This is a genomic window from Halococcus salsus (assembly GCF_009900715.1).
Lineage (GTDB): Archaea > Halobacteriota > Halobacteria > Halobacteriales > Halococcaceae > Halococcus > Halococcus salsus.
In genome coordinates this window covers 215216-237549 of sequence record NZ_JAAAJC010000002.1, presented here as the reverse complement: position 1 = coordinate 237549, position 22334 = coordinate 215216, and the positions used below count along the sequence as shown (strand labels likewise).

The following is a 22334-nucleotide window of genomic DNA, read 5'->3' as shown; positions in this document are numbered from 1 at the left end:
TTCGGTTTTCGAACGTTACGTGTGGTGGGTCACGGCGCGACCGCGCCGATGTAGATCACGGCGACGAGGAAGAGCCAGACGACGTCCACGAAGTGCCAGTACATCGAGACCGTGCTCACCGAGGTGTGGCGCTCGGCGGAGTACTGGCCCATGAGCGCACGCGCGAGCACGATGAGGATGAGGACCGCCCCCATCGAGACGTGGAGCCCGTGGAGGCCCGTGAGTCCGAAGAAGGCGCTGGCGAAGATGCCGGAGGTCAGCGTGAAGCCCTCGTGGACGATGAAGAGGTTGTACTCGTAGATCTGGCCGCCGATGAAGACCAGCCCGAGCAGGAGGGTGACCCCGAGCAACGCGGTGAACCGTCGGTGGTTGTCCTTTCTGAGTTCGACCTCGGCGAAGTGGAAGGTGAAACTGCTGACGACAAGCAGGACGGTGTTGGCGGCGACGAGCGGGCTCAGGAGTTCGGCGGGGATCTCAGCACCCGACCAGCTCCCGGTCCGGATGAAGAAGTAGTAGACGAAGCCCGCACCGAAGGTGAAGATCTCGGTACAGAGGAACAACAACATCCCGAACCGAAGCATGTTCCCCGAGTGCTCGTCGGCGGCGCGCTCCCAGTAGTTCGCGACGAAGGCGTGGTAGAGCCAGCCGAAGATCCCAGCCAGCGTGACGACGATCGAGACCCCGAATACGGCGGGGCCCGCGATCGCGGGCACGATGGAAGCCCCGTTGTGGCCCATGAAGAACAGGGCCGCGCCGATGTAGATCCCCGCCGCGCCGACCGACGCGATGTAGGGCCACCAGCTGGCTTCGCCGAACCCGCGCGGGAAGTCCGTCACCGCCGGGAGGTGATGTCCGCCGCCGTCGTCGCTCGTATCGTCCGCTGTTCCCATGGCGGCGGTTGCACACCGACCAGTAAAAGTCCTCCTACACCGTTCGGGGTCGCCGCTTCCGCGACGACCGCCCCCGACCGACGGCGACGACCGCTTCCGATGGGTTTGTTACGCTCGCGACCCTCCTCCCGCTATGGACGAGCAGCCTGGTCTCAGCGACCAGTACCGGATGTCGAGCCCGTGGCCGATCATCGTGGTGCTCGGGCTGGTGTTCTCGGAGCTGGGGCTGTTGTTCAACGTCTTCCCGGTCGCGGTCGGCGGCCTCCTCCTGTTCGTCGGGAGCGTCGCGGGGATCCTCCTCGAATCCGGCTACGCCAAGCGACCGTGGAACGTTCTGCTCGGGTTCGGGGTCGTGCTCGTGGTGCTCGGCGGCGCGCTCACCGCGACCCAGCTCGATGCGGTCTCGGTCGACGCGCTCGTCGCGGTCCTGACCCAGCCGAACGGGATCGTGGGCCGCGGCGCGGAGATGCTGATCGCGGGGGTCGTGGTCGCGGTCGCGGGCGCGAGCGGCCGATTCGTGGAAGCCGGCTCGGCCTGACGACCTCCCCCTCGACTGCCGACGAACCGACAGCCTATTGATTCGCGCGCCGCGAGGGTGGGGCAATGGCAGAGCGCACCTTCGACCGTGAAACCCTCCTCGACCTCACGGTCAACATCATTCCGCTCGGGATCATCCTGTTCTTCGTGGTGGTGTTCCTCGCGGTCCAGCCGTGGGGGCCGAACCTCTACATGGAGACCGTCAGCATGGGACTGTTGGTGATCCCGTTCGTCGCGTTGGCGGCGCTCACCTACTTCTCGGGTCGCATCATCTCGCGCGACGAGGGCACGACGGGCGAGGCCGACAGCGAGGTCGACCTCTCGTCGACCGACGCTACGCTCTCCGAACAGGAACCCGAAGAGGAGGCGGGCGAGGACTACGAGATGGTCGAGGACACCCTCGACGCCGAGCCCGACGAGGACGACACGAACTGAGTCACTCCGCGGCCGCGGTTTTCGACGGTTCGACAGCACCGCGGCCGAACACGGACCCGGGGGAAGAGTGTGGCCGAGATCTAAGGGTTCTTTACCCCGTGGTTCGTCCCACGATCCATGGCAGACGCGCAGCTAGTACTGACGGTGTTAATGGGGCTGTTACTCGTGGGGGTGGCGGCGTGGCTCTCCCGGCTCGAGGACTGGCGCTCGTACACCCCGGTTGGTGGCGGCGGCGCGGTTGGTCGGGAGTCCGGCTACTCCAACGAGAAACCCAGCGGGTTGATCCGGTGGCTGACGACCGTCGACCACAAGGACATCGGTATCCTCTACGGTGTCTTCGCGGTCATCACGTTCGTGGTCGCCGGGCTGATGGTGACGCTGATGCGGACCGAACTCCTCACGCCGAGCGAGGCGATCATCGGGCCGCAGTTCTACAACTCGATGCTCACCAGCCACGGCATCACGATGCTGTTCCTGTTCGGGACGCCGATCATCTTCGCGTTCGGGAACTACTTCATCCCGCTCCTGATCGGCGCGGACGACATGGCGTTCCCGCGGGTCAACTCCATCGCCTTCTGGATGCTCCCGCCCGCGACCCTCCTGATCTGGGGTGGGTTCATCGTGGTGCCCTTCACCGACATCCAGCCCGCCCAGACCGCCTGGACGATGTACACCCCGCTCTCGGCGGGCGTCGGGAGCGGCACCCAGTCCGGCACCGCCGGGCTCGGGGTCGACTACATGCTGCTCGGCCTCCACCTCTCGGGGATCTCCACCACGATGGGCGCGATCAACTTCATCGCCACCGTCTTCACCGAACGCGGTGAGGACGTGAGCTGGGCGAACCTCGACATCTTCAGCTGGACCGTCCTGACCCAAGCCGGCCTGATCCTCTTCGCGTTCCCCGTGCTCGGGAGCGCGCTCGTCATGCTCCTGCTCGACCGGAACTTCGGGACGACCTTCTTCGTCGGCGGCGGCGCGATCCTCTGGCAACACCTCTTCTGGTTCTTCGGCCACCCCGAGGTCTACATCCTCGCGCTCCCGCCGATGGGGCTGTTGAGCCTCATCATCCCGAAATTTAGTGGGAGAAAACTCTTCGGCTACAAGTTCGTCGTCTACTCGACGCTCGCGATCGGCGTGCTCTCGTTCGGCGTGTGGGCCCACCACATGTTCACGACGGGTATCGACCCCCGGCTCCGCGCGAGCTTCATGGCGGTCTCGCTCGCCATCGCGATCCCGAGCGCCGTCAAGGTCTTCAACTGGATCACCACGATGTGGGGCGGTGACATCCGACTCACCGCGCCGATGCTGTTCAGTATCGGGGCGGTCTCGAACTTCATCATCGGCGGCGTGACGGGCGTCTTCCTCGCGGCGGTGCCCGTCGACCTCACGCTCCACGCCACCTACTACGTGGTCGGTCACTTCCACTACATCGTGATGGGGCTGATCGGCTTCGCGGCCTTCGCGGGGCTCTACTACTGGTTCCCGCTCTACACCGGGAAGATGTACCAGAAGACGCTCGCGCGCTGGCACTTCTGGCTCTCGATGGTCGGCACCAACCTCACGTTCTTCTCGATGCTCTTCCTCGGCTACCTCGGGATGCCCCGGCGCTACGCAACGTACAGCCTCTCGATCGGCCCGCAGGGTATGATGCAGATCTTCCACCAGGTCGCCACGCTCGGGGCGTTCCTGATCCTCGTCGGCCAGGCGATCTGGCTCTGGAACTTCGTCCAGTCGTGGTTCGAGGCACCTACCATCGAGGACACCGACCCGTGGAACCTGAAGGAGACCAACCAGTTCACCCACGAGTGGCGCTGGAACGAGCGCCGTATCGAGACCGCGCTCACCGACGGCGGCGAGGAGGAAGCGGCTCGAACCGACGGCGGCGAAGCCATGGACGTCGAGGACGACACGACGACCGACGCGGAAGAATAGGCGTTTTTTGGCGGTCTTCGACCGGCGGTCCTCAGCTGATGACCAGCGCGAACGTCAGCACGACCATCGACACCGAGATCCCGACGAGGATAGCTAGCAGGTACTCCTTTTCGGCCATAGCGCCGTTCGGGGACGCGCGGACAAAAGGCTAATCCTCCAGCGCCCGGTAGACGATGTATGTCCGAGAACCCGACGGCCGGGCGCATCGCCGGCTACGACGGTCGAAGCGTGGTGCTGTTCGTCTACGTCGTCGTCGTCGCCATCGCGGGCTGTTGGGGCTATCTCCTCGGGGCCCTCGGGATCCAGGACCTCCAGTCGGTCTCGTTGTTCTTCCTCTTCGAGATCCAGCCGACGCCGGTCGGGCTCGCGGTCTACGGCATGCTCACCCTGGGTGTCGGGCTCGGGGTCGTGCTGTTGGCCGTCGGCTACGTCTCCCGACACTACACGGCGTAATCGGTAAGGCCGAGCACGTCCATTCGCCCCCATGTACACCGTCGTCATGGGGGCGGGCGACCACGACCGCGCGCTCACGACCGCCCGCGCCATCCTCGACCTGCCCGCCGCACCCGACGACCTCCACGTGGTCGTGGTCCACGCCACCGACACGCCGGGGACGGTCGACGACGCGGTCGAACGGGTCACCGACCTCTTCGGCGAGAACGGGGTCGAAACCACGGTCGAGGCGGTCGAGTCCGCCCCGCCGACCGCCCTCGTCACGGCGGCAGCCGAGTACGACGCCGACCTGCTGTGCGTCGGCGGTCGTCGCCACTCGCCCGCCGGGAAGATCCAGCTCCGGGACGGCGCACAGTCGGTAATCTTGAACACCGACCGGCCGGTGCTGGTCGCGGGCGAACCGAACGAGTGAACCTCCCGATATCGTTCTGACGACCCTCACTACGTGCACCCCGACCGTCTTTCCGCCTCCCGACGAACTATAATGGTCGATAAAAATAAATAACCGAGCCACGTCACGTCACCCATGTATCAGGGGATACTGGTGCCGACGGACGGCAGCGAACTCATGGACGAGGTCATCGAGCGGGCGGTCGACCTCGCCGGAAAGTACGACGCGAGCGTTCACGCGCTCTACGTCGCCAACATGGGGACGATCGGGACCCTCGACGTCGACGACCGCGAACGGATCCAGCGCCGCCTCGAAGCCCGCGGCGAGCGCGCCGTCGAGGCGGTCAGCGACGCGGCCGAGCGGGCGGGGCTCGAGACGACCACGGCCACCCGACGGGGAACGCCTCACCAACGGATCACCGAGTACGTCGAGGACCACGACGACGTGGACCTCGTCGTGATGGGGACCCACGGTCGGACGGGACTCAGCCACGTCCTGTTGGGCAGCGTCGCGGAGAACGTGTTGCGACACACCACGGTGCCGGTGTTGCTCGTTCGCGTGACCGAGTGAATCGCGGCCGAACCGTTTTCCGGCGTCGGTGTTCGAGCGAGCGTCAGCGACCCAGATCGAGGACGTCGAAGTCGGACGTGTCCGCTCCCTCCTCCTCGTCGGTCTCGTCCTCGGTGATGAACGTCGAGCCGAGCCAGGCCGCGAGCGCGAACATGGCGTAGTAGGCCCGGTCGCCCTGGGGCCCCTCGATGAACAGCTGTAGCGCGATGCCGATCCCGAGGGCGGGGATCGCGATCAGGGCGGTCCGGACGATCCGTGGCAGGCCGGTCCCGCGCGGGAGCGGCGAGGCGAAGCTGAACGCGACCCCGAGGACCACGCCGAGACAGACGACCACGAGGATCGCGACGAGGTCGACCGGCGTCGGGAACGGGTAGCCGAAGAGGTAGTAGCCCGCGAGATAGAACACGGACAGTCCCGCCCAGAGACCGATGGCTCGGCGGAACGCGAGCAGCGCGAGTTCGGTGTTGTCGGGCCGGTTCATTCGAAAACGAAACGAGTCACGACGTTAGTTCGTTTCGTCCCGATTCGGGGAATCCGTTCGTGCGTCGCGGGCGGCCGTCGCGAGGTCGGCACCGCCGTCGGTCCGGACCTCGCCACCATCCGCCTGGACCTCGCCGCCGTCGGCGGCCGTCTCGCTGCCGGTCCGCGAGCCCTGGGGCAGCCGGATGTCCTCGACGAGGTTCTGGATCTCCTCGGGTGGCGGCGGCGTGACCCGCGAGACCGCGAACGCCACCACGAAGTTGAGGATGGTCCCGACCAGCCCGATACCCTGGGCTTCGAGCCCGAGGAAGGTCGGGAGGATCGGATCCGCCGTCCCGAAGATCGAATCGGAGGTCATCAACACGACCATGACGAGCGTGAAGACCAACCCGACGAGGATGCCGGTGATGGCCCCTTCGCGGTTCATCCGTGGGTCGAAGATCCCGAGCAGGATCACCGGGAACAGGCTGGCGGCCGCGAGCCCGAAGGCGATCGCGACCACTTCACCGACGAAGCCCGGCGGGTTGATGCCGAGGTACGCCGCGACCGCCGCGGCGATGATGACGACGACCCGCGCGATGAGCAGGCGCTGGCGCTCGGAGGCGTCCGGGTTGAATATCTTGTAGTAGATGTCGTGCGAGACGGCGCTCGACATCGCGATCAGTAGTCCGTCCGCCGTCGAGAGCGCCGCCGCCAGCCCGCCCGCCGCCACGAGGCCGATCACGATCGGTGCGAGCCCCGCGACCTCGGGCGTCGAGAGCACGATGATGTCGGCGTCGACGATGACCTCGCTGCCCGTCGCCCCGAGGCCGCCCGCCATCTGGATGACGCCGTCGTTGTTGAGGTCCTGTATCGTGAGCAGGCCGGTCTCGGACCACCGACTGACCCACGGGATGGCTTGAGCCTCCTGAACGGGCGTGTTGTGTAGCGTGCTGATGAGGTTGAACTTCGCGAAGACCGCGAGCACGGGCGCACACACGTAAAGGATCGAGATGAATAGCAGTGCGAAGCCCGCCGACCGGCGCGCGTCCGAGGCGCTCGGCACGGTGTAAAAGCGCATGATGACGTGGGGCAGCCCCGCGGTCCCGAGCATCAGCGTCATCGCGATGGCGAAGACTTGGAGCTGTGAGTACTCCTGGAAGGGTAAGAAGTACTCCCCGGCACCGATCTCGGCCTGCAACTGGCCGAGTCGTGAGGCAATGTCGCTCGTGACGAGTGCGCCTTGTGGGAAGGGGTTGTTCGTGAGGTTGAGCGAGATCGCGACCGTGACGAGCACGAACGCGAAGATCAGGATGAAGTACTGGGCCGCCTGGGTCCAGGTGATCGCCTTCATCCCGCCGAGCACGCCGATCAGTGCGACGAGCCCGAGCGCGACGATGATCCCGAGGTTGATGTCGACACCCAGGAATCGACTGAGCACGATGCCGACGCCGCGCATCTGCCCGGCGATGTAGGTCAGCGAGACGAACAGCGTCGCGAGCGCGGCGACGCCGCGCGCGGTGTTCGAGTAGTAGCGGTCCCCGATGAAGTCGGGGATGGTGTACTCGCCGTACTTGCGGAGGTACGGCGCGATGAGCAGGGCGAGCACCACGTAGCCGCCGGTCCAGCCCATCAGGTAGACGGTGCCGTCGTACCCCAAGAACGAGACGAGGCCCGCGAGCGAGATGAACGATGCGGCGGACATCCAGTCGGCGGCGACCGCCGTGCCGTTCGCCCACGCCGGGATCGTCCGACCCGCGACGTAGAAGTCGTCGGTGTCGCCGACGTGCATCACGATGGCGATGCCGAAGTAGAGAACGATCGAGAGGGCGATCAGGATCAGGCTCCACGTGTCGATCCCGAGCCCGAGCTGGGCCGGGACCAGTGCGGTCGAGAGTCCGGTCATTCAGTCTTGCACCCCGAACTCGCGGTCGAGTTTGTTCATCCGCCAGACGTAGATCCAGATCAGCGCCACGAAGACGATGATCGACCCCTGCTGGGCGAACCAGAACGGCAGCGGGACCGCCCCGATGTTGACCGTCGAGAGCGGTTCCGCGAGGATGATCGCCACGAGGAACGAGACGACGAACCAGACGACGAACAGCCCGGCGATCAGCTTGACGTTCCGCCGCCAGTACTCCTTGGCGTTGGCCTCGCTGATGCCCGTCCCACTCCGAGTTTCGCCGTCCGACTTCGTTCCCGTCTCGGATTCACCCATGCCCACCGACCTCCGGCGGCGACGGGTGGACGGTTCGGAACGGTGAACGACGCGACGCCACGTCACACGGACAGGTTGTTACATCTGCCATGAGTGTGCCAGTGACGGGAGTGTTAATAAAGATTGTGTAGGTTTCCGGTATGCTACGGATGAGTTACGCCGCTAATCGAGGGCGCTTATGCCCCGCACAGTCAACGGGCGCGCGGGGTGAGGCGCGTGGCCGTGGCGGTCAGTCGGCGGTGTCGGCGGTGGTGGTCGAGCTACTCCCCATCGGCGCGTCGCCGAGCGGGGCGACCGTGTGGCCGAACGACCAGTTCGCCACCTCGGCGAAGCTGACGTACATCGCGAGCGCGCCCGAGAGGATGCCGACGTAGCCGCCGAGCATCAGGAGGAGGTCGATGCCCAGCAGGTCGCCGAACCCGAGGAGCGCGAACGTGACCCACAGCGTGAGGAACACGCTCCAGAGCCCCCAGTTGAGCGCGAACGTGCTGATCCACATGTAGAACGTGAACACGCCCCAGAGGAGCAGCGCCGCCCCGAGGGTCTGGGTGTGGATCGAGAGCCAGCCGTTGCCGTCGAAGAGCAGGAGCAGGCCGAACCACCACCAGAACGCCCCGTAGCTGAAGAAGGCGGTCTGGCCGAAGGTGTTCCCAGTACGGAATTCGAGGACGCCCGCGACGAGCTGTCCGGTTCCGCCGAACGCGAGCGCCAACGGCAACACGACCGCCTCGCCGGCGCTCGGCAGGAGGCCGGCGTTGACGAGGCTCAACAGCACGGTGGTGAGCCCGAAACTCACGAGACCGAGCGGTGCGGGATCGCCGATGTCGGTGTCGAGTGGCATGTTGGGGGCTCCTCAGTTCGCGTGGATCTGGTCGCGAATGCGTTCGGCGACGCTCGGGTCCCGGAGCGTCGTGGTGTTGCCGAGCTCCTCGCCGTTCGAGATGTTCTCCAGCAGCCGCCGCATGATCTTGCCCGAGCGGGTCTTCGGGAGGTCGTCGACGAAGATCACCTCGTTGGGTCTGGCGAACTTCCCGATCCCCTCCTCGATCGACTCGACGATCTCCTGGCGGACCTCCTCGGACTCCTCGACACCCTCCCTGAGAGTGACGTAGACGTCGGGCACCTCGCCCTTCTCGGCGTCCTCGCGCGAGGCCACCGCGGACTCGGCGACCGAGTCGACCTCTGAGACCGCGGATTCGAGCTCCATGGTGCCGAGCCGGTGGCCGGCGACGTTCATGACGTCGTCGAGCCGCCCGAGGATGCGGTAGTAGCCGTCGGTGGCCTGGACCGCGCCGTCGCCCGCCTCGTAGACCCAGTCCTCGGAGTCGTTCGAGTCGGTGTCCGAGAAGCGCTCCCAGTACTCGGCGATGAACCGCTCGTCGTCACCGTAGACGGTTTGAAGCATGCCGGGCCACGGTCGCTCGATAACGAGGTTGCCGGCCTGCCCGGTCTCGGCGTCGACCGGCTCGCCGTCGTCGTCGTAGATCGCGGGCTGGATGCCGGGTGCGGGCTTCCCCGCGCTCCCGGGTTTCATGTCCTGGATCGCCGGCAGGTTGGTGATCAGGTGGCCGCCGGTCTCGGTCTGCCACCAGGTGTCGACGATCACCGCGTCCTCGTCGCCGATGTGTTTGTAGTACCAGAGCCAGGCCTCGGGCTGGATCGGCTCGCCCACGGTGGTCATGTGCCGGAAGTCGAAGTCGTAGCCCTCGATGTGCTCGGTGCCCCACTTCATGAACTGGCGCACTGCAGTGGGGGAGGTGTGGAAGATGTCGACGTCGTAGGCCTCCGCGATCTCCCAGGTCCGGCTCTTGTCCGGGTAGTCCGGCGCGCCCTCGTACATCACGGTCGTCGTCCCGAGCGCGAGCGGGCCGTAGACGATGTAGGTGTGGCCGGTGATCCAGCCGATGTCGGCCGAACACCAGTAGGTGTCCTCGGGTTTGATGTCCTCGACGTAGTTGCAGGTCCCCGCCGCGTAGGCGAGGTAGCCACCCGTCCGGTGCTGACAGCCCTTGGGCTGGCCGGTCGTGCCCGAGGTGTACATCAGGAACAGCGGGTCCTCGGCGTCCCGGGATACCGGCTCGACCTCCTCGCCCTCGTGCTCGGCGAGGAGGTCCGAGACGAGGGTGTAGTCGTCGCTGACGTCGACCTCGGGTTCGTCGTGGCGCGTCCAGACGAGTACTTCGGGGTCGTGGTCGACGTTCCCCATCGCCTCGTCGGCCTTCTCGATGTGGTTCAGGAAGTCACCCCGTCGGTAGTAGCCGTCGATGGTGACGACGTGGTCGGAGTCCGCGCTGTTGACCCGGTCCGAGAGCGCGGTCGCCGAGAAGCCGGCGAACACCACCGAGTGCGGTGCGCCGATCCGGGCACACGCCAGCATCGTGACCGGGAGCGCCGGGACCATCGGCATGTGGATCGTGACGACCTCGTCCTCCTCGACGCCCGACGCCCGGAGCGCGGCCGCCATCTCGTTGACCTCCTCGTGGAGTTCGCGATAGGAGATGTGTCGGGTCTCGCCCTCCTCGCCCTCCCAGAGGATGGCGGTCTCGTCGCCGCGGTCGTCGAGGTGGCGGTCGATACAGTTGGCGGAGGCGTTGAGCTCGCCCCCGACGAACCACTCGTAGAACGGCGGGTTCGAGTCGTCGAGGACGGTGTCCCACTCCTCGTCCCAGTCGAGCATCTCGGCGTACTCCTCGAACCCCTCCGGGAACTCGTCGAAGCGGTCGTAGACCGCCGGGTCCGAGACGTTCGCCTGCTCGACGAACTCCTCCGGTGGCTCGAAGTACTCCTGTTCGGTCAGTCGGGATTCGAGTTCGATGTCTTGGTCACTCATACCCGACCCCACGTTCTACACCATTCTTCATAAGCCAACTAGCTAATTATCGTAACGACCGCCCGTGACGCGGTGCGAACCGCGTCCCGTCACCGGGTTTCGCGGAGTGGCCGGTCAGGCCGAAACCGACCGAGGCCGGTCGTCGCCGGTCACGTGCCGTCGAGGAAGGCCCGGAGGAGCTTCTGTTGGGCGACCCGGAGGTGGTGGTGGAGGGTCGGCGGCGAGACGTCGAGCGAGTCGGCCAGCTCCTCGGCGGTGGAGTCGCGCGGCCACTCGAAGTAGCCGCCGAAGAACGCCGCCCGGAGCACCGCGGCCTGGCGGTCGGTGAGGTCGTCGGCGAGCGGTCCCCGGAAGCCCCCGCCGGTCGCGACCTCGTGGTCGGCCTTCCGCTTCGCCGCGAGGTGGACCCCGGGGAACGTGTCGGCCACGGCCTCGACGACGCCGCGAACGTCGGTGTCGGGGGCGAGTTCGCCGACGATCGTCCCGCCACCGGCGTCGACCTCGTACGACCGGGCGTAGCCGCCCGCCGTCACGAAGGTCCGGAGGGGGGAGCGATGGAGCGTGACCTCGAGCACCACCCCGTCCTCGTCGTCGCCGACGAACCGGACGTCCCCGACCGCGTCGGTGGTCGTCGCCCGTTCGAGGACGGCGTCCGGGGTTGCGTTCCGGACCGCGACGTAACACAACAACCCCTCGTCCGTGGGGACGACTCCCACCAGCTCGAATGTACAGTCGAGCCCGGCCGCGACCCGCGGGAGAACGGCCGCTTCGGTGTCGACGTCGAAACGGAGTTCGGTCACGCTGTCGGCGAGGAGGAGCCGCCTGCGCTCGACCGCCGCCAGCGCGTGGCCGATCTGTGTGCCGAGCACTTGGAGGAGGTCGCGTTCGAGCGGGACGACCGCCCCGCTCGCGACCCCGAGTCCCAGCACGCTCCGGGTGGGCTCCTGGCTCACGAGCGGGACGACGACGAGCGTGGACGACTCGCCCGCCTCGGTCCGGACCGTTCGGTCGTCGAGCGCCTCCTCCACGAGCTCCGCCCGGTCGAGGAGGGTCCGTTCGACGGTGTCGGCCGCCACGCCCGCGTGCGCGTGGACCGCGGTGTCGTCCCCGGTCACCGTCGCGGTCCACGCGAACCGGTAGCCGTCGGTGTCGGCCAGCCGGGCGCAGACGGTCTCGTGGATCGCCGACGGCTCGGTCGCGGCGGCGAGCGCCTCGCCCACGTCGGCCGCGACCGTCACCGCCCGCTGGAGCCGCGCCGGCGGGCGCTCGGCCCGGTTCCCGTCCTCGGCGAACGCCGCGGCGACCGCCTCGTGGTCGGGGGCCGCGAGGTGGGGTTCGAGCGCCGACAGCCGTTCGTAGGCGCTCACCGCGAGCACGACCCGAGGGTCGGTCCCGTCGGATAGGAGCCGACGCGCGTGGGCGGCCCGGAGGTCGCGCGTCGACACCCCGCGAAACCGGTCGTCGCCGGTCGCCTCGGCCGCCCGCTCGCCGGTCTCCCGAACCAGCATCTGCACCCGGCGCGGCGAGACGTCGATCAGGGGGCCGTCGTCGACGGTGCTGGCGTACTTCCGGAGGGCGTGGCCCACCGCCTCCGGAACGAACGCCTCGCGCCCGTCGACGGCGAGAAACTCGACCGAGTCGACCTCGTGGAGGTCGTCGATCCCGACCGCGACGATTTCGCTCGGCCGGAGTCCCACCTCACCACAGAGCCGAACGACGAGGTCGGCCCGGTGGGTCCGGGTCGCCCGGCGGAGCCCCTCGTACCCCCGCTCGCAGAGAAACGCGGCCATCTCTACCATCTCGTTTCGTTCGTATCCGCTCTTCCGAAATAGCTCTTCCGTCCGTACGGACCGAACCGACCGAATCTCCCGAACGACGACCGAAACCACCGCCCTGGACCGGTGACGGCGTTTCGGAAATACCTATTCTTCCGAAACACCGTCGCCGGATTCGAGCTCGCCGACGACCTCGGGGTTGCGGAGCGCGCTGATATCGCCGTAGGGCTCGCCGTTGGCGACGTCTTTCAGGAGCCGGCGCATGATCTTGCCCGAGCGGGTCTTCGGGAGTTCGGGCGTGAACACCACCCGTTCGGGTCGAACCATCGGCCCGATGGCGGCCTCGACCGCCCCGAGCACCGCCTCGCGAAGCGCGTCGTCGGCCGTCCGGGTGGCTTCGGGGCTGACGTAGGCGTGGACCGCCGTTCCCCGTGTCGGATGTTCCACACCGACGACGGCGGCCTCGGCGACGCCGTCGACCCCGACCACCGCGCCCTCGATCTCCGCCGCGCCGACCCGCCGACCCGGGACGGTGATCGCGTCGTCCGCCCGCCCGAGCACCCGGATGTAGCCGTCGGCGTCGACGACCGCCTTGTCGCCCGAGCGGTACTGCCAGTCGTCGCTGACGGCGGCGCTCCCCCAGTCGGTCCCGGTCGCGAGCTCGCGCGGCATTGCCGGCCACGGCGACCGGATCGCGAGCGTCCCCACCTCGCCGGTCGGACACTCGGTGCCGTCCGGCGCGAGAACGGCGGCGTCGATGCCCGGCAAGGGCGGTCCCGCCGCGCCGGGTTTCATCCCGTCCACACCCGGCAGGGTCGAGACGAGGATCGCGCCCGTCTCGGTCTGCCACCAGGTATCGACCACCGGACACGAGCCGCCGCCGACGTGGTCGTGATACCAGTGCCACGCCTCGGGGTCGATCGGTTTACCGACGGTCCCCAGCAGGCGGAGGCTCGAGAGGTCGTGACGTGCGGGATACTCCGGGCCCCACTTCATGAACGACCGGATCGTCGTGGGGGCGGTGTAGAACACGTCGACGGCGTTGCGCTCGATCAGCGAGAAGATCCGGTCCTTCTCGGGGTGGTCGGCGGTCCCCTCGTAGAGCATCGTGGTCGTGCCGAGCGCGAGCGGCCCGTAGACGATGTAGGAGTGGCCCGTCACCCAGCCGATGTCGGCCGAACACCAGTAGGTGTCGCCGGGGGTGATATCGAGCACGTTCCGGGCGGTCCAGGCGACCTGAGCGAGGTAGCCCCCGGTCGTGTGGGCGACGGACTTCGGTCGGCCCGTGGTACCGGAGGTGTGGATCAGAAAGAGGACGTCGCCGGCGTCGCGGGCGACCGGGGCGATCTCCCTACCCACGTGGTCGTCGACCAGCGCGTGGTAGTCGTGCTGGTCGGCCCCGAGCCGCGCGCCGCCGAGCCGCTCGACCACGACGGTCGCCGCCAGTGCGTGGTCGATGGCGAGCCGGGCGTTGTCCGCCCGGCGTTTCTGGTTGATCGCGTCGCCACGGCGGTAGTAGCCGTCACAGGTGATCAGATACCGCGAGTCGGCGCGGTCCATCCGGTCGGCGAGCGCGTCGGCCGAGAAGCCCGCGAACACCACCGAGTGTGGGGCACCGAGGCGGGCACACGCCAGCATCGCCACGACGAGTTCGGGGATGACCGGCATGTAGAGGGTGACGACCTCGCCCTCCTCCACACCCAGGTCCCGGAGCGCGGCCGCGAACGCGTTGACCTCGTGATAGAGGTCGAGGTAGGTGAGGCTCCGGCGCTCGCCGAGCTGGCCCTCCCACCGGAGCGCGAGGTGGTTCTTGCGTTCGGCGAGGTGGCGGTCGAGACACTCGTGACAGGCGTTGAGCGTTCCGCCGGTGAACCACTCGAACGGCGGTCGGTCGCCGGCGAGCACCGACTCGTAGGGTTCGACCCAGTCGAGCAGGTCGCCGGCGGCGGCCCAGGAACCGGGCCAGTCGTCGGCGAACCGGTCGCGGGGGTCGGTCCGGCAGTTCGCACGGTCGCGGAACGCCGGGCTCGGCTCGACCACGTCGTCGCCCTCCATCGCCTCGAAGCTCCGTCGGTTGCGGAGAAAAGGGTTCGCCTCACCGAACGGGGGATCCGCCGTTACGCGAGGGTCACCGTCTCGCGGTAGGAGCCGTGGCGCGCCTCGAACACCTGCATGACCTCGCCCATCGTGGTCCCGACCTTCACCGCCTCGACGATGGCCGGCATGGTGTTCTCACCAGCCTCGACGACGGTTTCGAGTTCCGACAGCGCCTCGCGCACCGCCTGGTCGTCGCGGTCGGCCTTCACCGATTCGAGCCGTTCGCGCTGGTGTTCCTCCGCCGTCTCGTCGACGTGGAGGAGGTCGGGGCTGGTGTCGGCCTCGCTGGCGTACTTGTTCACGCCGACCACCGTCTCCTCGTCGCGCTCGACGCGCTGTTGGTACTCGAAGGCGGCGTCCTGGATCTCGCGGTGGAAGTAGCCGTCCTCGATCCCGTGGAGCACGCCGTCGCGGACCGACCCCTCGCCCATCTCGCGGATCTCCTCGATGTACGCCATCGCTTCTTCTTCTGTTTCGTCGGTGAGCGCCTCGACCGCGAAGCTCCCGCCGAGCGGGTCGACGATGTCGGCCGCACCGGACTCCTCGGCGATCACCTGCTGGGTTCGGAGCGCGACCCGCACCGCGTCCTCGGAGGGCAGCGCGTGCGCCTCGTCGTAGGAGTTGGTGTGGAGGCTCTGGGTCCCCCCGAGCACGCCGGCGAGCGCCTGGATCGTGACCCGCGCGATGTTGTTGAGCGGTTGCTGGGCGGTGAGCGACTGGCCCGCGGTCTGGGTGTGGAACTTGAGCTGTTTCGATTTCGGACTCTCCGCGTCGTACCACTCGTCCATCACGCGGGCGTAGATCCGGCGGGCGGCCCGGAACTTGGCGACCTCCTCGAAGATCGAGTTGTGGGAGTTGAAGAAGAAGGACAACTGGGGCGCGAACTCGTCCACCTCTAGCCCGCGCTCCATCGCGTCCTCGACGTAGGCGAAGCCGTCGGCCAGCGTGAACGCGAGCTCCTGAATCGCGGTCGACCCCGCCTCCCGGATGTGGTAGCCCGAGACCGAGATGGGTTTGATCTTCGGGGTCTCCTCGACCGCGAATTCTACTGTATCCGTCACCAGGTCGAGCGACGCTTCCGGGGGAATTACCCACTCCTTCTGCGCGATGAACTCCTTCAGCATGTCGTTCTGCATGGTCCCGCGGAGCTTCTCGCGTGGGACGCCCCGCCGGTCGGCGAGCGCGACGTACATCGCGAAGATCACGGGCGCGCTCGGGTTGATCGTGAACGAGGTCGAGACGGCTTCGAGGTCGATGCCGTCGAAGAGGACCTCCATATCGCGGAGGGTGTCGACCGCGACGCCTTCCTTCCCTACCTCGCCCATCGCCATCGTATCGTCCGAGTCGATCCCCATCAGGGTCGGCATGTCGAACGCGGTCGAGAGCCCCGTCTGGCCCTCTTCGACGAGATACTTGAACCGCTGGTTGGTCTCCTCGGCGGTGCCAAAGCCCGCGAACTGGCGCATCGTCCAGGTCCGGCCGCGGTACATCGTGGGATAGACCCCGCGGGTGTAGGGTTCCTCGCCGGGGAAGCCCAGGTCCGCCTCGTAGTCGAGGTCGGCGACGTCGGCGGGGGTATACAACCTATCGACCTCGTGGTTCGAGACCGTGGCGAAGCGGTCCTTGCGTTCGCCGTGGCGCGAGCGCACCGGGTCGAGGGTGTCGTCGGCCCAGCGCTCCTTTCCCTCCCGGATGGCGTCGAGGTCGTCGGCGTCGTACATCGGGCAACTTTTGCGACGGTCGTCAATGAAGGTTCCGACGCCCCGATCGTGGGTTCAGTCGGGGTCCTGGAGCCGCTCGATCGTCTCGACCAGCGGGTGGTGGGCGTAGTCCACGACCGTGATGTCGTCGATAGTGGCGAGCCCCTCCTTGCGGGCGGTCTCGGCCATCCCGAGCTCGATCGGCTCGTCGATCGCGATGACATAGGCGTCCATCGCCTCGATCCCGGCGCGTGCGGCGGCCTTCACCCGGTGGTGGCCGTCGGCGAGCAGGAGCTTCTCGTCCTTGGTGTCGATCACCACGAGCGGCTCGGCGAGGCCACGTTCGAGTTCGTAGCGCCGGCCTTCGAGTTCGTCGGCGTAGACCTTCGACTGGGTGGGCGTGAGGTCGGCGAGCGCCACCGACCGGCGCTCCTCGCGGGTCTCGACGTCGTGGATGTTCTCGAGCGTGCGCGAGAGCTTGGCGACTTTCCCCGGCGTGGCGCGTTCGATCTGGCTCCGGACGATATCGGTGTTCGAGATGATCCCGACGAGCTTGCCGGCGTCGTCGACCACCGGGAGCTGTTGGATCCCCGACCGGAGGATGACGCGCGAGGCGTCGGAGATCGCCATCTCGGGGTGGGCGACGACGAGGTCCTCGGACATGACGGTGAAGACCAGCGCGTCGTCGGTGTCGGCGAGCAGGAGGTCGCGGGCGGTGACGAACCCCTCGCAGTGGCGACCCTCACAGACCGGGAACCCGCTGTGGGCGTCGTTCTCGGCGACGAGTTCGGCGACCGACGCCACCGTGTCGTCGGGCGAGACCGTCACGACGTCCGGGGTCATGTACTCCGAAACCCGGGGCTTCTCGTTCTCGGTGGCCATTGGGAACGGGTCGGCAGCCCGGAACAAAAACCCCTCGTTCAGCCGTCCAGCTCCGATTCGTCGGTTCCGGGGTCGGCATCGGCCGATTCCGTGGACGGCGTCCCGTCACCGCTCTCGCCCTCGCCACCGTCGGTCTCGACCGGCGCGGGTCGACCCTCGTCCCGGGTTTCGAGCGCGCCGTAGAACCGGTCGGCCATGACGTCGTGGACGATGTTCGAGAGTTCGGACTCGTCGGAGTCCCCGAGGAGCCCCAGCGGGATCTGTGCGCCCGCCATGTCGGCGTGGCCGCCGGCGCTCCCGATCTGCTCGAAAGCGTCCCGGAGGGCTTCGCCGAGGTCGAGGTTCGTCCCCCTGGTTCGGCCGGAACAGTAGACGGTGCCGTCGATGATCCCGTAGACCAGCGTGGTTCTGACGCCCTCGATGTCGAGGAGCTGGTCGGCCGACTGGGCCAGCGCGTCGCGCTCGTGGAGGTCGTCGATGTAGCTCACGAGCACCGAGCCCTGGACCTCTCGGTTCCGGATCGCCCGCGCCATCGTCTCGATTGTCTCGGCGCTCATGCTCGGGGTCTCGACCTGTTCGAGCACCGAATCCTTCACGAACGGCAGGAGGTACGCGGCGGCCTCGAAGTCGACCGTGGAAACCTCGCGCCGGAAGTCCTTGGTGTCGACTCGGATCCCGTAGAGCAGCGCGGTCGCCACGGTCTCGTCGGCCCGGATACCGAGCTGGCGGAGGTACTCCACGAGGAGGGTCGAGGTCGCGCCGACGTCGCTCCGGAGGTCGACGAACCGGGCCTCGACCGGTGCGCGCGGCGGGTGGTGGTCGATCAGGACGTCCACGGGGGTGTCCTCGGGGAGCTGGTCGTTGACGCCCGGTCGGGAGTGGTCGACGAGCGCGATCCCGTCGTACTCCTCGGTCTCGTCGCCCTCCAGCTGGCGCATCTCGAGGTCGAGCAGGTTGACCATCGCGCGGTTCTGCTGGTGGGTGATCGTGCCGTAGTAGCAGATGTCCGTCTCACAGCCCGCGGCGGTTGCGATCTTCTTCAGCGCGAACGCGCTCGCGATCGCGTCTGGGTCGGGGTTGTCGTGGGTCACGACCGCGAGCCGACCCGCGATCGACCGGAGGACACGCCAGAGCCGCCGCGGGCGCATGCTCTCCTCGCCGATACGCTCGATCAGGTCGTCGGCGGCGGTGCCGGCGGACTCGACGACCCGGTCGGCGTTCGCCTCGATGTCGAGTCGACACTCGATCGAGGGTTCCTTGCCGGTGTAGGCCAGCACGAACGCCTCGGGGTAGGCCTCCCGGGCGGTCTCGGTCGCGGCCCGATTGATGTCGGGGTCGTCGCTCGCGACCACGAGCACGTCGATCGACCGGTCGACCTCGTCCAACGTCGCGGGGTCGGTCGGGTCGGCGCGGTGGGTGTCGATGCGGTCGCTCCGGAGGGTCTCGATCCGGTGTTCGTTGTCACAGACCACGAGGACGTCGCCCGGCCGGTCGGCGAGCGCGCTCACGATGGTCCGCCCGACCGACCCACAGCCCAACACCAACCGCGAAACCATGGAGTCGGGTTGGCTCCACGGGAATTAAAACCCCGCGCGTCGGCTCCCGCCCGAACCGGGCGACGCCGAACGAGCCGAAGCGCCACCGTATCGGCGACTCCCGGCCGAACTCGTCGGTTTCACATCCGATATCGTTTCAAAGCCTTTGTAACGCCTGCCCACACACGTGCGCCTATGACGGAGACTGTCGTCGTTCTCGGTGCGGGCTACGCCGGGGCGGGCGCAATCAAGAAACTGGAGGAGACGCTCGGCGACGAAGCCGACATCACGTGGGTCTCGGACCACGACCACCACCTCGTGCTCCACGAGTCCCATCGGTGTATCCGCGACCCGAGCGTTCAGGACAAGGTCACGATCCCGGTCGACGAGATCAAATCGCCGGGCACGCGGTTCATCCAGGGCGAGGTCTCGGGGCTCGACTGCGACGACCGGGCGGTCGAACTCGCGGACGGCTCGACGGTCTCCTACGACTACCTCCTCGTGACCCTCGGTTCCCAGACCGCCTACTACGGGATCGACGGGCTCGAAGAGCACTCGCTCACCCTCAAGAGCCTCGACGACGCGCTCACCATCCACGACCAGGTCAAGGAGGCCGCGCGCGAGGCCACGGCCGACGACCCCGCCCACGTCGCCATCGGCGGGGCCGGGCTCTCGGGCATCCAGAGCGCCGGCGAGATCGCCGAGTTCCGCGACATGCACCACGCGCCGATCGATATCACGCTGGTCGAGGCGCTCGACAACGTCTTCCCGGGGATGGACCCCGAGCTCCAGGGCGCGCTCAGAAAGCGGCTCGAAGAGCGTGACATCGAGATCTCGACGAACGACCCGATCACCGAGGCCGAAGCGGGCGTGATCCACTTCGACTCGGGCGAGACGCTCGAACACGACGTGTTCGTCTGGACCGGCGGCATCACGGGCCAGGACGCGATCGACGACTCGGGCCTCGACAACGAACACAACCGGGTCAACGCCGAGGCCACCTTCGAGACCAACGACGACCGCGTGTTCGCGCTCGGCGACTCGGCGATCGTCGACCAGCCCGACGGCCCCGCGCCGCCGACCGCACAGGCCGCCTGGCAGGCCGCCGAGGTCGCAGGCGAGAACGTCGCGCGCGCGCTCCACGGCCAGCCCCTCGACAGCTGGACCCACGAGGATAAGGGCACCCTCGTCTCGATCGGTGAGAAGGCGGTCGCCCACGACGTGGTCGGCATCCCGCTCAACACCTTCAGCGGTCCCGCCGCGGTCTTCATCAAGAAGGCCATCGCCGCACGTTGGATCAACGACATTACGGGGCCGGGGCGGGCGGCGCGGGCCTGGTCCGATATGTAGGACCACCCACCTTTTGCTGCGGTCGGCCGCGAAGCGGCCTCCCTGGCAAAATGTGGATCAAAAGCCTCCTCTTTCCCTTCGGTCAATCGTCGGCCCGCTCGCTCGTTCACTCGCTCACGGTACGACTCCCTCACATCCCGCGACCGCACAGCACCGCCTCCGCCCGCACCGCCGAAGCCCTCGCTCACGCCGTCGGCGTTCGCTCGCCCTTCATCTGCCAGGACCGCCCCGCGACCGCCCCGCAACCGCTCATCTCGGCTCACTGCCGCTCGCCGAGACACCGCACCGCTACAGCTACCGCCACCGCCACAGCTACCGCCGTCGCCGCCGCAGCCGCACCACCACTACCACCGCGGCGCACCGGCCGCGACCGCCGACCCTCCGGTAGTGGATCGGTAAGCGGCTCCAGGGTACGGGGTACTATATGGGGGTCCGTCGTGAGTTTCGTATGGAATTCACGCCGATCGAGGGCTACGGAGTCATCGGCAACCTCGAAACCTGTCCGCTGGTCTCCGAGGAGGGCTCGATCGACTGGTGTTGCTTTCCGCATATCGAGTCGTCGAGCGTCTTCGCCGCGCTGCTCGACGACGACGGTGGTGGGCACTTCAGCATCCAGCCCGCCGAGGAGTACACGTCAGAACAGTCCTACATCACCCGGACCAACGTGCTCGAGACCTCCTTCGAGACCGACTCGGGGACGATGGTCGTCACCGACTTCATGCCCGTGGTCGACGGCATGGAACTCGGCCACACCGTGAGCGCGATCTACCGGAAGGTCACCTGCGTCGAGGGGTCCGTCGAGTTCGAGTTGGAGTTCGACCCCCGGTTCGACTACGATCGGGTGGGGACCACCGTCGAGACGACGAGCGAGGGTGTCCTCGGGCGCGGCAACGGCGAGCAGTGCTACCTCTGGGGCGAAGCGCCGTTCGAGACCACCGAGGGGACGATCGAGTACGCCACCGCCACCGAGACCCTCGACACGGACGAGACCGACTGGTTCGTGCTCCAGTACAACGACCGGGAACCGATCGACGCCGCCGACTGCGCCGGGCTGTTGCGCGAGACGATCGACTTCTGGCAGGACTGGACCCACCAGTGCCCCGACGAGTCGGGCTGTGCGTTCGAGGGGCCGTACCACGACTACGTGGTTCGCTCGGAGCTCGTGCTCCGATTGCTGATGAACCCGCAGACCCACGCCATCGCCGCCGCACCGACCACCTCGCTCCCCGAGGAGATCGGCGGGATCAGGAACTGGGACTACCGCTACGCGTGGATCCGCGACGTCTCCTACACCATCCAGGCGCTCCACGAGCTCGGCCACGAGCGCGAGGCGCGCAACGGCTTCGACTGGTGTCTCACGATGTGTCACAAGGACGACCCCGGCGAGATCGGCCACCCGCTCTACGGCCTCCACTACGAGCCCGAGATGGTCGAGGAGGAACTCGACCACCTCTCGGGCTACCGGGGCTCACAGCCCGTTCGGGTCGGCAACGCCGCGGGCGACCAGGAACAGCTCGACACCTACGGCGAGCTCATGACCGCCATCTACACCGCTAGCGACTACGGGGCCGATATCTACGAGGGCGATTGGGAGGTCCTGAAGGAGATGATCGAGTACGTCTCGGGGGTCTGGGACCGGAAGGACAACGGGATCTGGGAGGTCAGAAGCGAGCCCAGCCACATCGTCCACTCGAAGGTGCTCTGCTGGGCCGCGCTCGACCGCGGGATCGAGATCGCCGAGGAACACGGCTTCGATGCACCCCTCGAACGCTGGCGCGGCGACCGCGAGACGATCCGCGAGGTCGTGCTCGAAGAGGGTTACGACGACGAGCTCGACTGTTTCACTCAGACCTTCGCGGGCGAGACCGTCGACGCCGCCGCGCTCCGGCTCGGGAGCGTCGGCTTCCTGCCGTTCGACGACGACCGCTTCCAGGCGACTATCGACGCCGTGATGGAGCACCTGATGACCGACGACGGGCTGGTCCATCGCTACGAGGGCGACGACGGGTTGCCCGGTGAGGAGGGCGCGTTCGTGCTCTGTTCGTTCTGGCTGGTCGAGTGTCTCGCGCGCTCGGACCGTGTCGAGGAGGCCCGCGAGGTCTTCGAGGGCGTGATGGAGTACATCAGCCCGCTCGGGCTGTTCGCCGAGGAGGTCGACCCCGAGACCGGCGAGCACCTCGGCAACTTCCCCCAGGCGTTCAGCCACATCGGGCTGGTCAACGCCGTGCTCTACCTCAACGAGGCCACGGACGACTGAGGGGTACCGTGCCGCCACGTGGC

The 22334-nt window shown here is 67.5% G+C and carries 19 protein-coding genes; 8 read left to right on the top strand and 11 right to left on the bottom strand.

Translation table 11 applies throughout. The features are described from left to right. Nucleotides 1-29: 29 nt before the first annotated feature. Complete coding sequence (locus GT355_RS08310; protein WP_160134221.1) at nucleotides 30-890, bottom strand: cytochrome c oxidase subunit 3; 861 nt, start codon at nucleotides 888-890, stop codon at nucleotides 30-32. A gap of 133 nt (nucleotides 891-1023) precedes the next feature. On the opposite strand from GT355_RS08310, the gene GT355_RS08305 reads away from it, so the two are divergent. The 6 genes from GT355_RS08305 (at nucleotide 1024) to GT355_RS08280 (ending at nucleotide 5208) form a co-directional block, all read left to right on the top strand. Beyond that, nucleotides 1024-1428 (top strand): DUF7541 family protein, encoded by a 405-nt coding sequence (locus GT355_RS08305; RefSeq protein ID WP_120073070.1) that lies wholly within the window; start codon nucleotides 1024-1026, stop codon nucleotides 1426-1428. 65 nt (nucleotides 1429-1493) lie between these two features. Then, nucleotides 1494-1862, top strand: a complete 369-nt coding sequence (locus GT355_RS08300; protein WP_120073069.1) for a DUF6684 family protein — start codon at nucleotides 1494-1496, stop codon at nucleotides 1860-1862. Between the two features lie 150 nt (nucleotides 1863-2012). Then, the gene (locus tag GT355_RS08295) at nucleotides 2013-3794 is read left to right on the top strand and encodes a cbb3-type cytochrome c oxidase subunit I (protein ID WP_160134408.1); all 1782 of its coding nucleotides are present in this window, start codon (nucleotides 2013-2015) and stop codon (nucleotides 3792-3794) included. Between the two features lie 177 nt (nucleotides 3795-3971). Next, on the top strand, nucleotides 3972-4247 hold the full coding sequence (locus GT355_RS08290; RefSeq protein ID WP_120073065.1) for a DUF7520 family protein: 276 nt from the start codon (nucleotides 3972-3974) through the stop codon (nucleotides 4245-4247). 31 nt (nucleotides 4248-4278) lie between these two features. Continuing rightward, nucleotides 4279-4659 (top strand): universal stress protein, encoded by a 381-nt coding sequence (locus GT355_RS08285; RefSeq protein ID WP_160134220.1) that lies wholly within the window; start codon nucleotides 4279-4281, stop codon nucleotides 4657-4659. A gap of 114 nt (nucleotides 4660-4773) precedes the next feature. Next, nucleotides 4774-5208, top strand: coding sequence for a universal stress protein (locus tag GT355_RS08280; RefSeq protein ID WP_120073061.1), 435 nt, complete (start codon nucleotides 4774-4776; stop codon nucleotides 5206-5208). A 43-nt stretch (nucleotides 5209-5251) separates the two neighbouring features. On the opposite strand, the gene GT355_RS08275 is transcribed toward GT355_RS08280, so the two are convergent. The 10 genes from GT355_RS08275 to GT355_RS08230 all read right to left on the bottom strand — a co-directional run bounded on the left by GT355_RS08275 (nucleotide 5252) and on the right by GT355_RS08230 (nucleotide 18725). Beyond that, nucleotides 5252-5689, bottom strand: a complete 438-nt coding sequence (locus GT355_RS08275) for a hypothetical protein (protein ID WP_160134219.1) — start codon at nucleotides 5687-5689, stop codon at nucleotides 5252-5254. Between the two features lie 24 nt (nucleotides 5690-5713). Next, nucleotides 5714-7573, bottom strand: a complete 1860-nt coding sequence (locus GT355_RS08270; protein WP_160134218.1) for a sodium:solute symporter family protein — start codon at nucleotides 7571-7573, stop codon at nucleotides 5714-5716. Beyond that, nucleotides 7574-7885 (bottom strand): DUF4212 domain-containing protein, encoded by a 312-nt coding sequence (locus tag GT355_RS08265; protein ID WP_160134217.1) that lies wholly within the window; start codon nucleotides 7883-7885, stop codon nucleotides 7574-7576. 229 nt (nucleotides 7886-8114) lie between these two features. Continuing rightward, nucleotides 8115-8726: an acetate uptake transporter gene (locus tag GT355_RS08260; protein WP_160134216.1), complete on the bottom strand. Its 612-nt coding sequence runs from the start codon at nucleotides 8724-8726 to the stop codon at nucleotides 8115-8117. A 12-nt stretch (nucleotides 8727-8738) separates the two neighbouring features. Beyond that, the gene (gene acs, locus GT355_RS08255; RefSeq protein WP_120073051.1) at nucleotides 8739-10715 is read right to left on the bottom strand and encodes an acetate--CoA ligase; all 1977 of its coding nucleotides are present in this window, start codon (nucleotides 10713-10715) and stop codon (nucleotides 8739-8741) included. Nucleotides 10716-10864: 149 nt separating this feature from the next. Next, nucleotides 10865-12514, bottom strand: a complete 1650-nt coding sequence (locus GT355_RS08250; RefSeq protein ID WP_160134215.1) for a bacterio-opsin activator domain-containing protein — start codon at nucleotides 12512-12514, stop codon at nucleotides 10865-10867. A 123-nt stretch (nucleotides 12515-12637) separates the two neighbouring features. Beyond that, complete coding sequence (locus GT355_RS08245; RefSeq protein ID WP_160134214.1) at nucleotides 12638-14545, bottom strand: acetate--CoA ligase; 1908 nt, start codon at nucleotides 14543-14545, stop codon at nucleotides 12638-12640. Between the two features lie 62 nt (nucleotides 14546-14607). Continuing rightward, on the bottom strand, nucleotides 14608-16308 hold the full coding sequence (locus tag GT355_RS08240; protein WP_160134213.1) for an acyl-CoA mutase large subunit family protein: 1701 nt from the start codon (nucleotides 16306-16308) through the stop codon (nucleotides 14608-14610). Between the two features lie 54 nt (nucleotides 16309-16362). After that, the gene (locus GT355_RS08235) at nucleotides 16363-17169 is read right to left on the bottom strand and encodes a CBS domain-containing ParB/RepB/Spo0J family partition protein (protein WP_120073045.1); all 807 of its coding nucleotides are present in this window, start codon (nucleotides 17167-17169) and stop codon (nucleotides 16363-16365) included. A 38-nt stretch (nucleotides 17170-17207) separates the two neighbouring features. Next, a complete protein-coding gene (locus tag GT355_RS08230; protein WP_160134212.1) occupies nucleotides 17208-18725 on the bottom strand; it encodes a DHH family phosphoesterase in 1518 nt (505 codons plus the stop codon). A gap of 174 nt (nucleotides 18726-18899) precedes the next feature. On the opposite strand from GT355_RS08230, the gene GT355_RS08225 reads away from it, so the two are divergent. Both GT355_RS08225 and GT355_RS08220 read left to right on the top strand, forming a co-directional pair. Beyond that, nucleotides 18900-20054 carry an NAD(P)/FAD-dependent oxidoreductase gene (locus tag GT355_RS08225; RefSeq protein WP_160134211.1) on the top strand — a complete coding sequence of 385 codons (1155 nt, stop codon included), beginning with the start codon at nucleotides 18900-18902 and terminating at the stop codon, nucleotides 20052-20054. Between the two features lie 448 nt (nucleotides 20055-20502). Beyond that, nucleotides 20503-22311: a glycoside hydrolase family 15 protein gene (locus GT355_RS08220; RefSeq protein WP_160134210.1), complete on the top strand. Its 1809-nt coding sequence runs from the start codon at nucleotides 20503-20505 to the stop codon at nucleotides 22309-22311. Nucleotides 22312-22334: the final 23 nt, after the last annotated feature.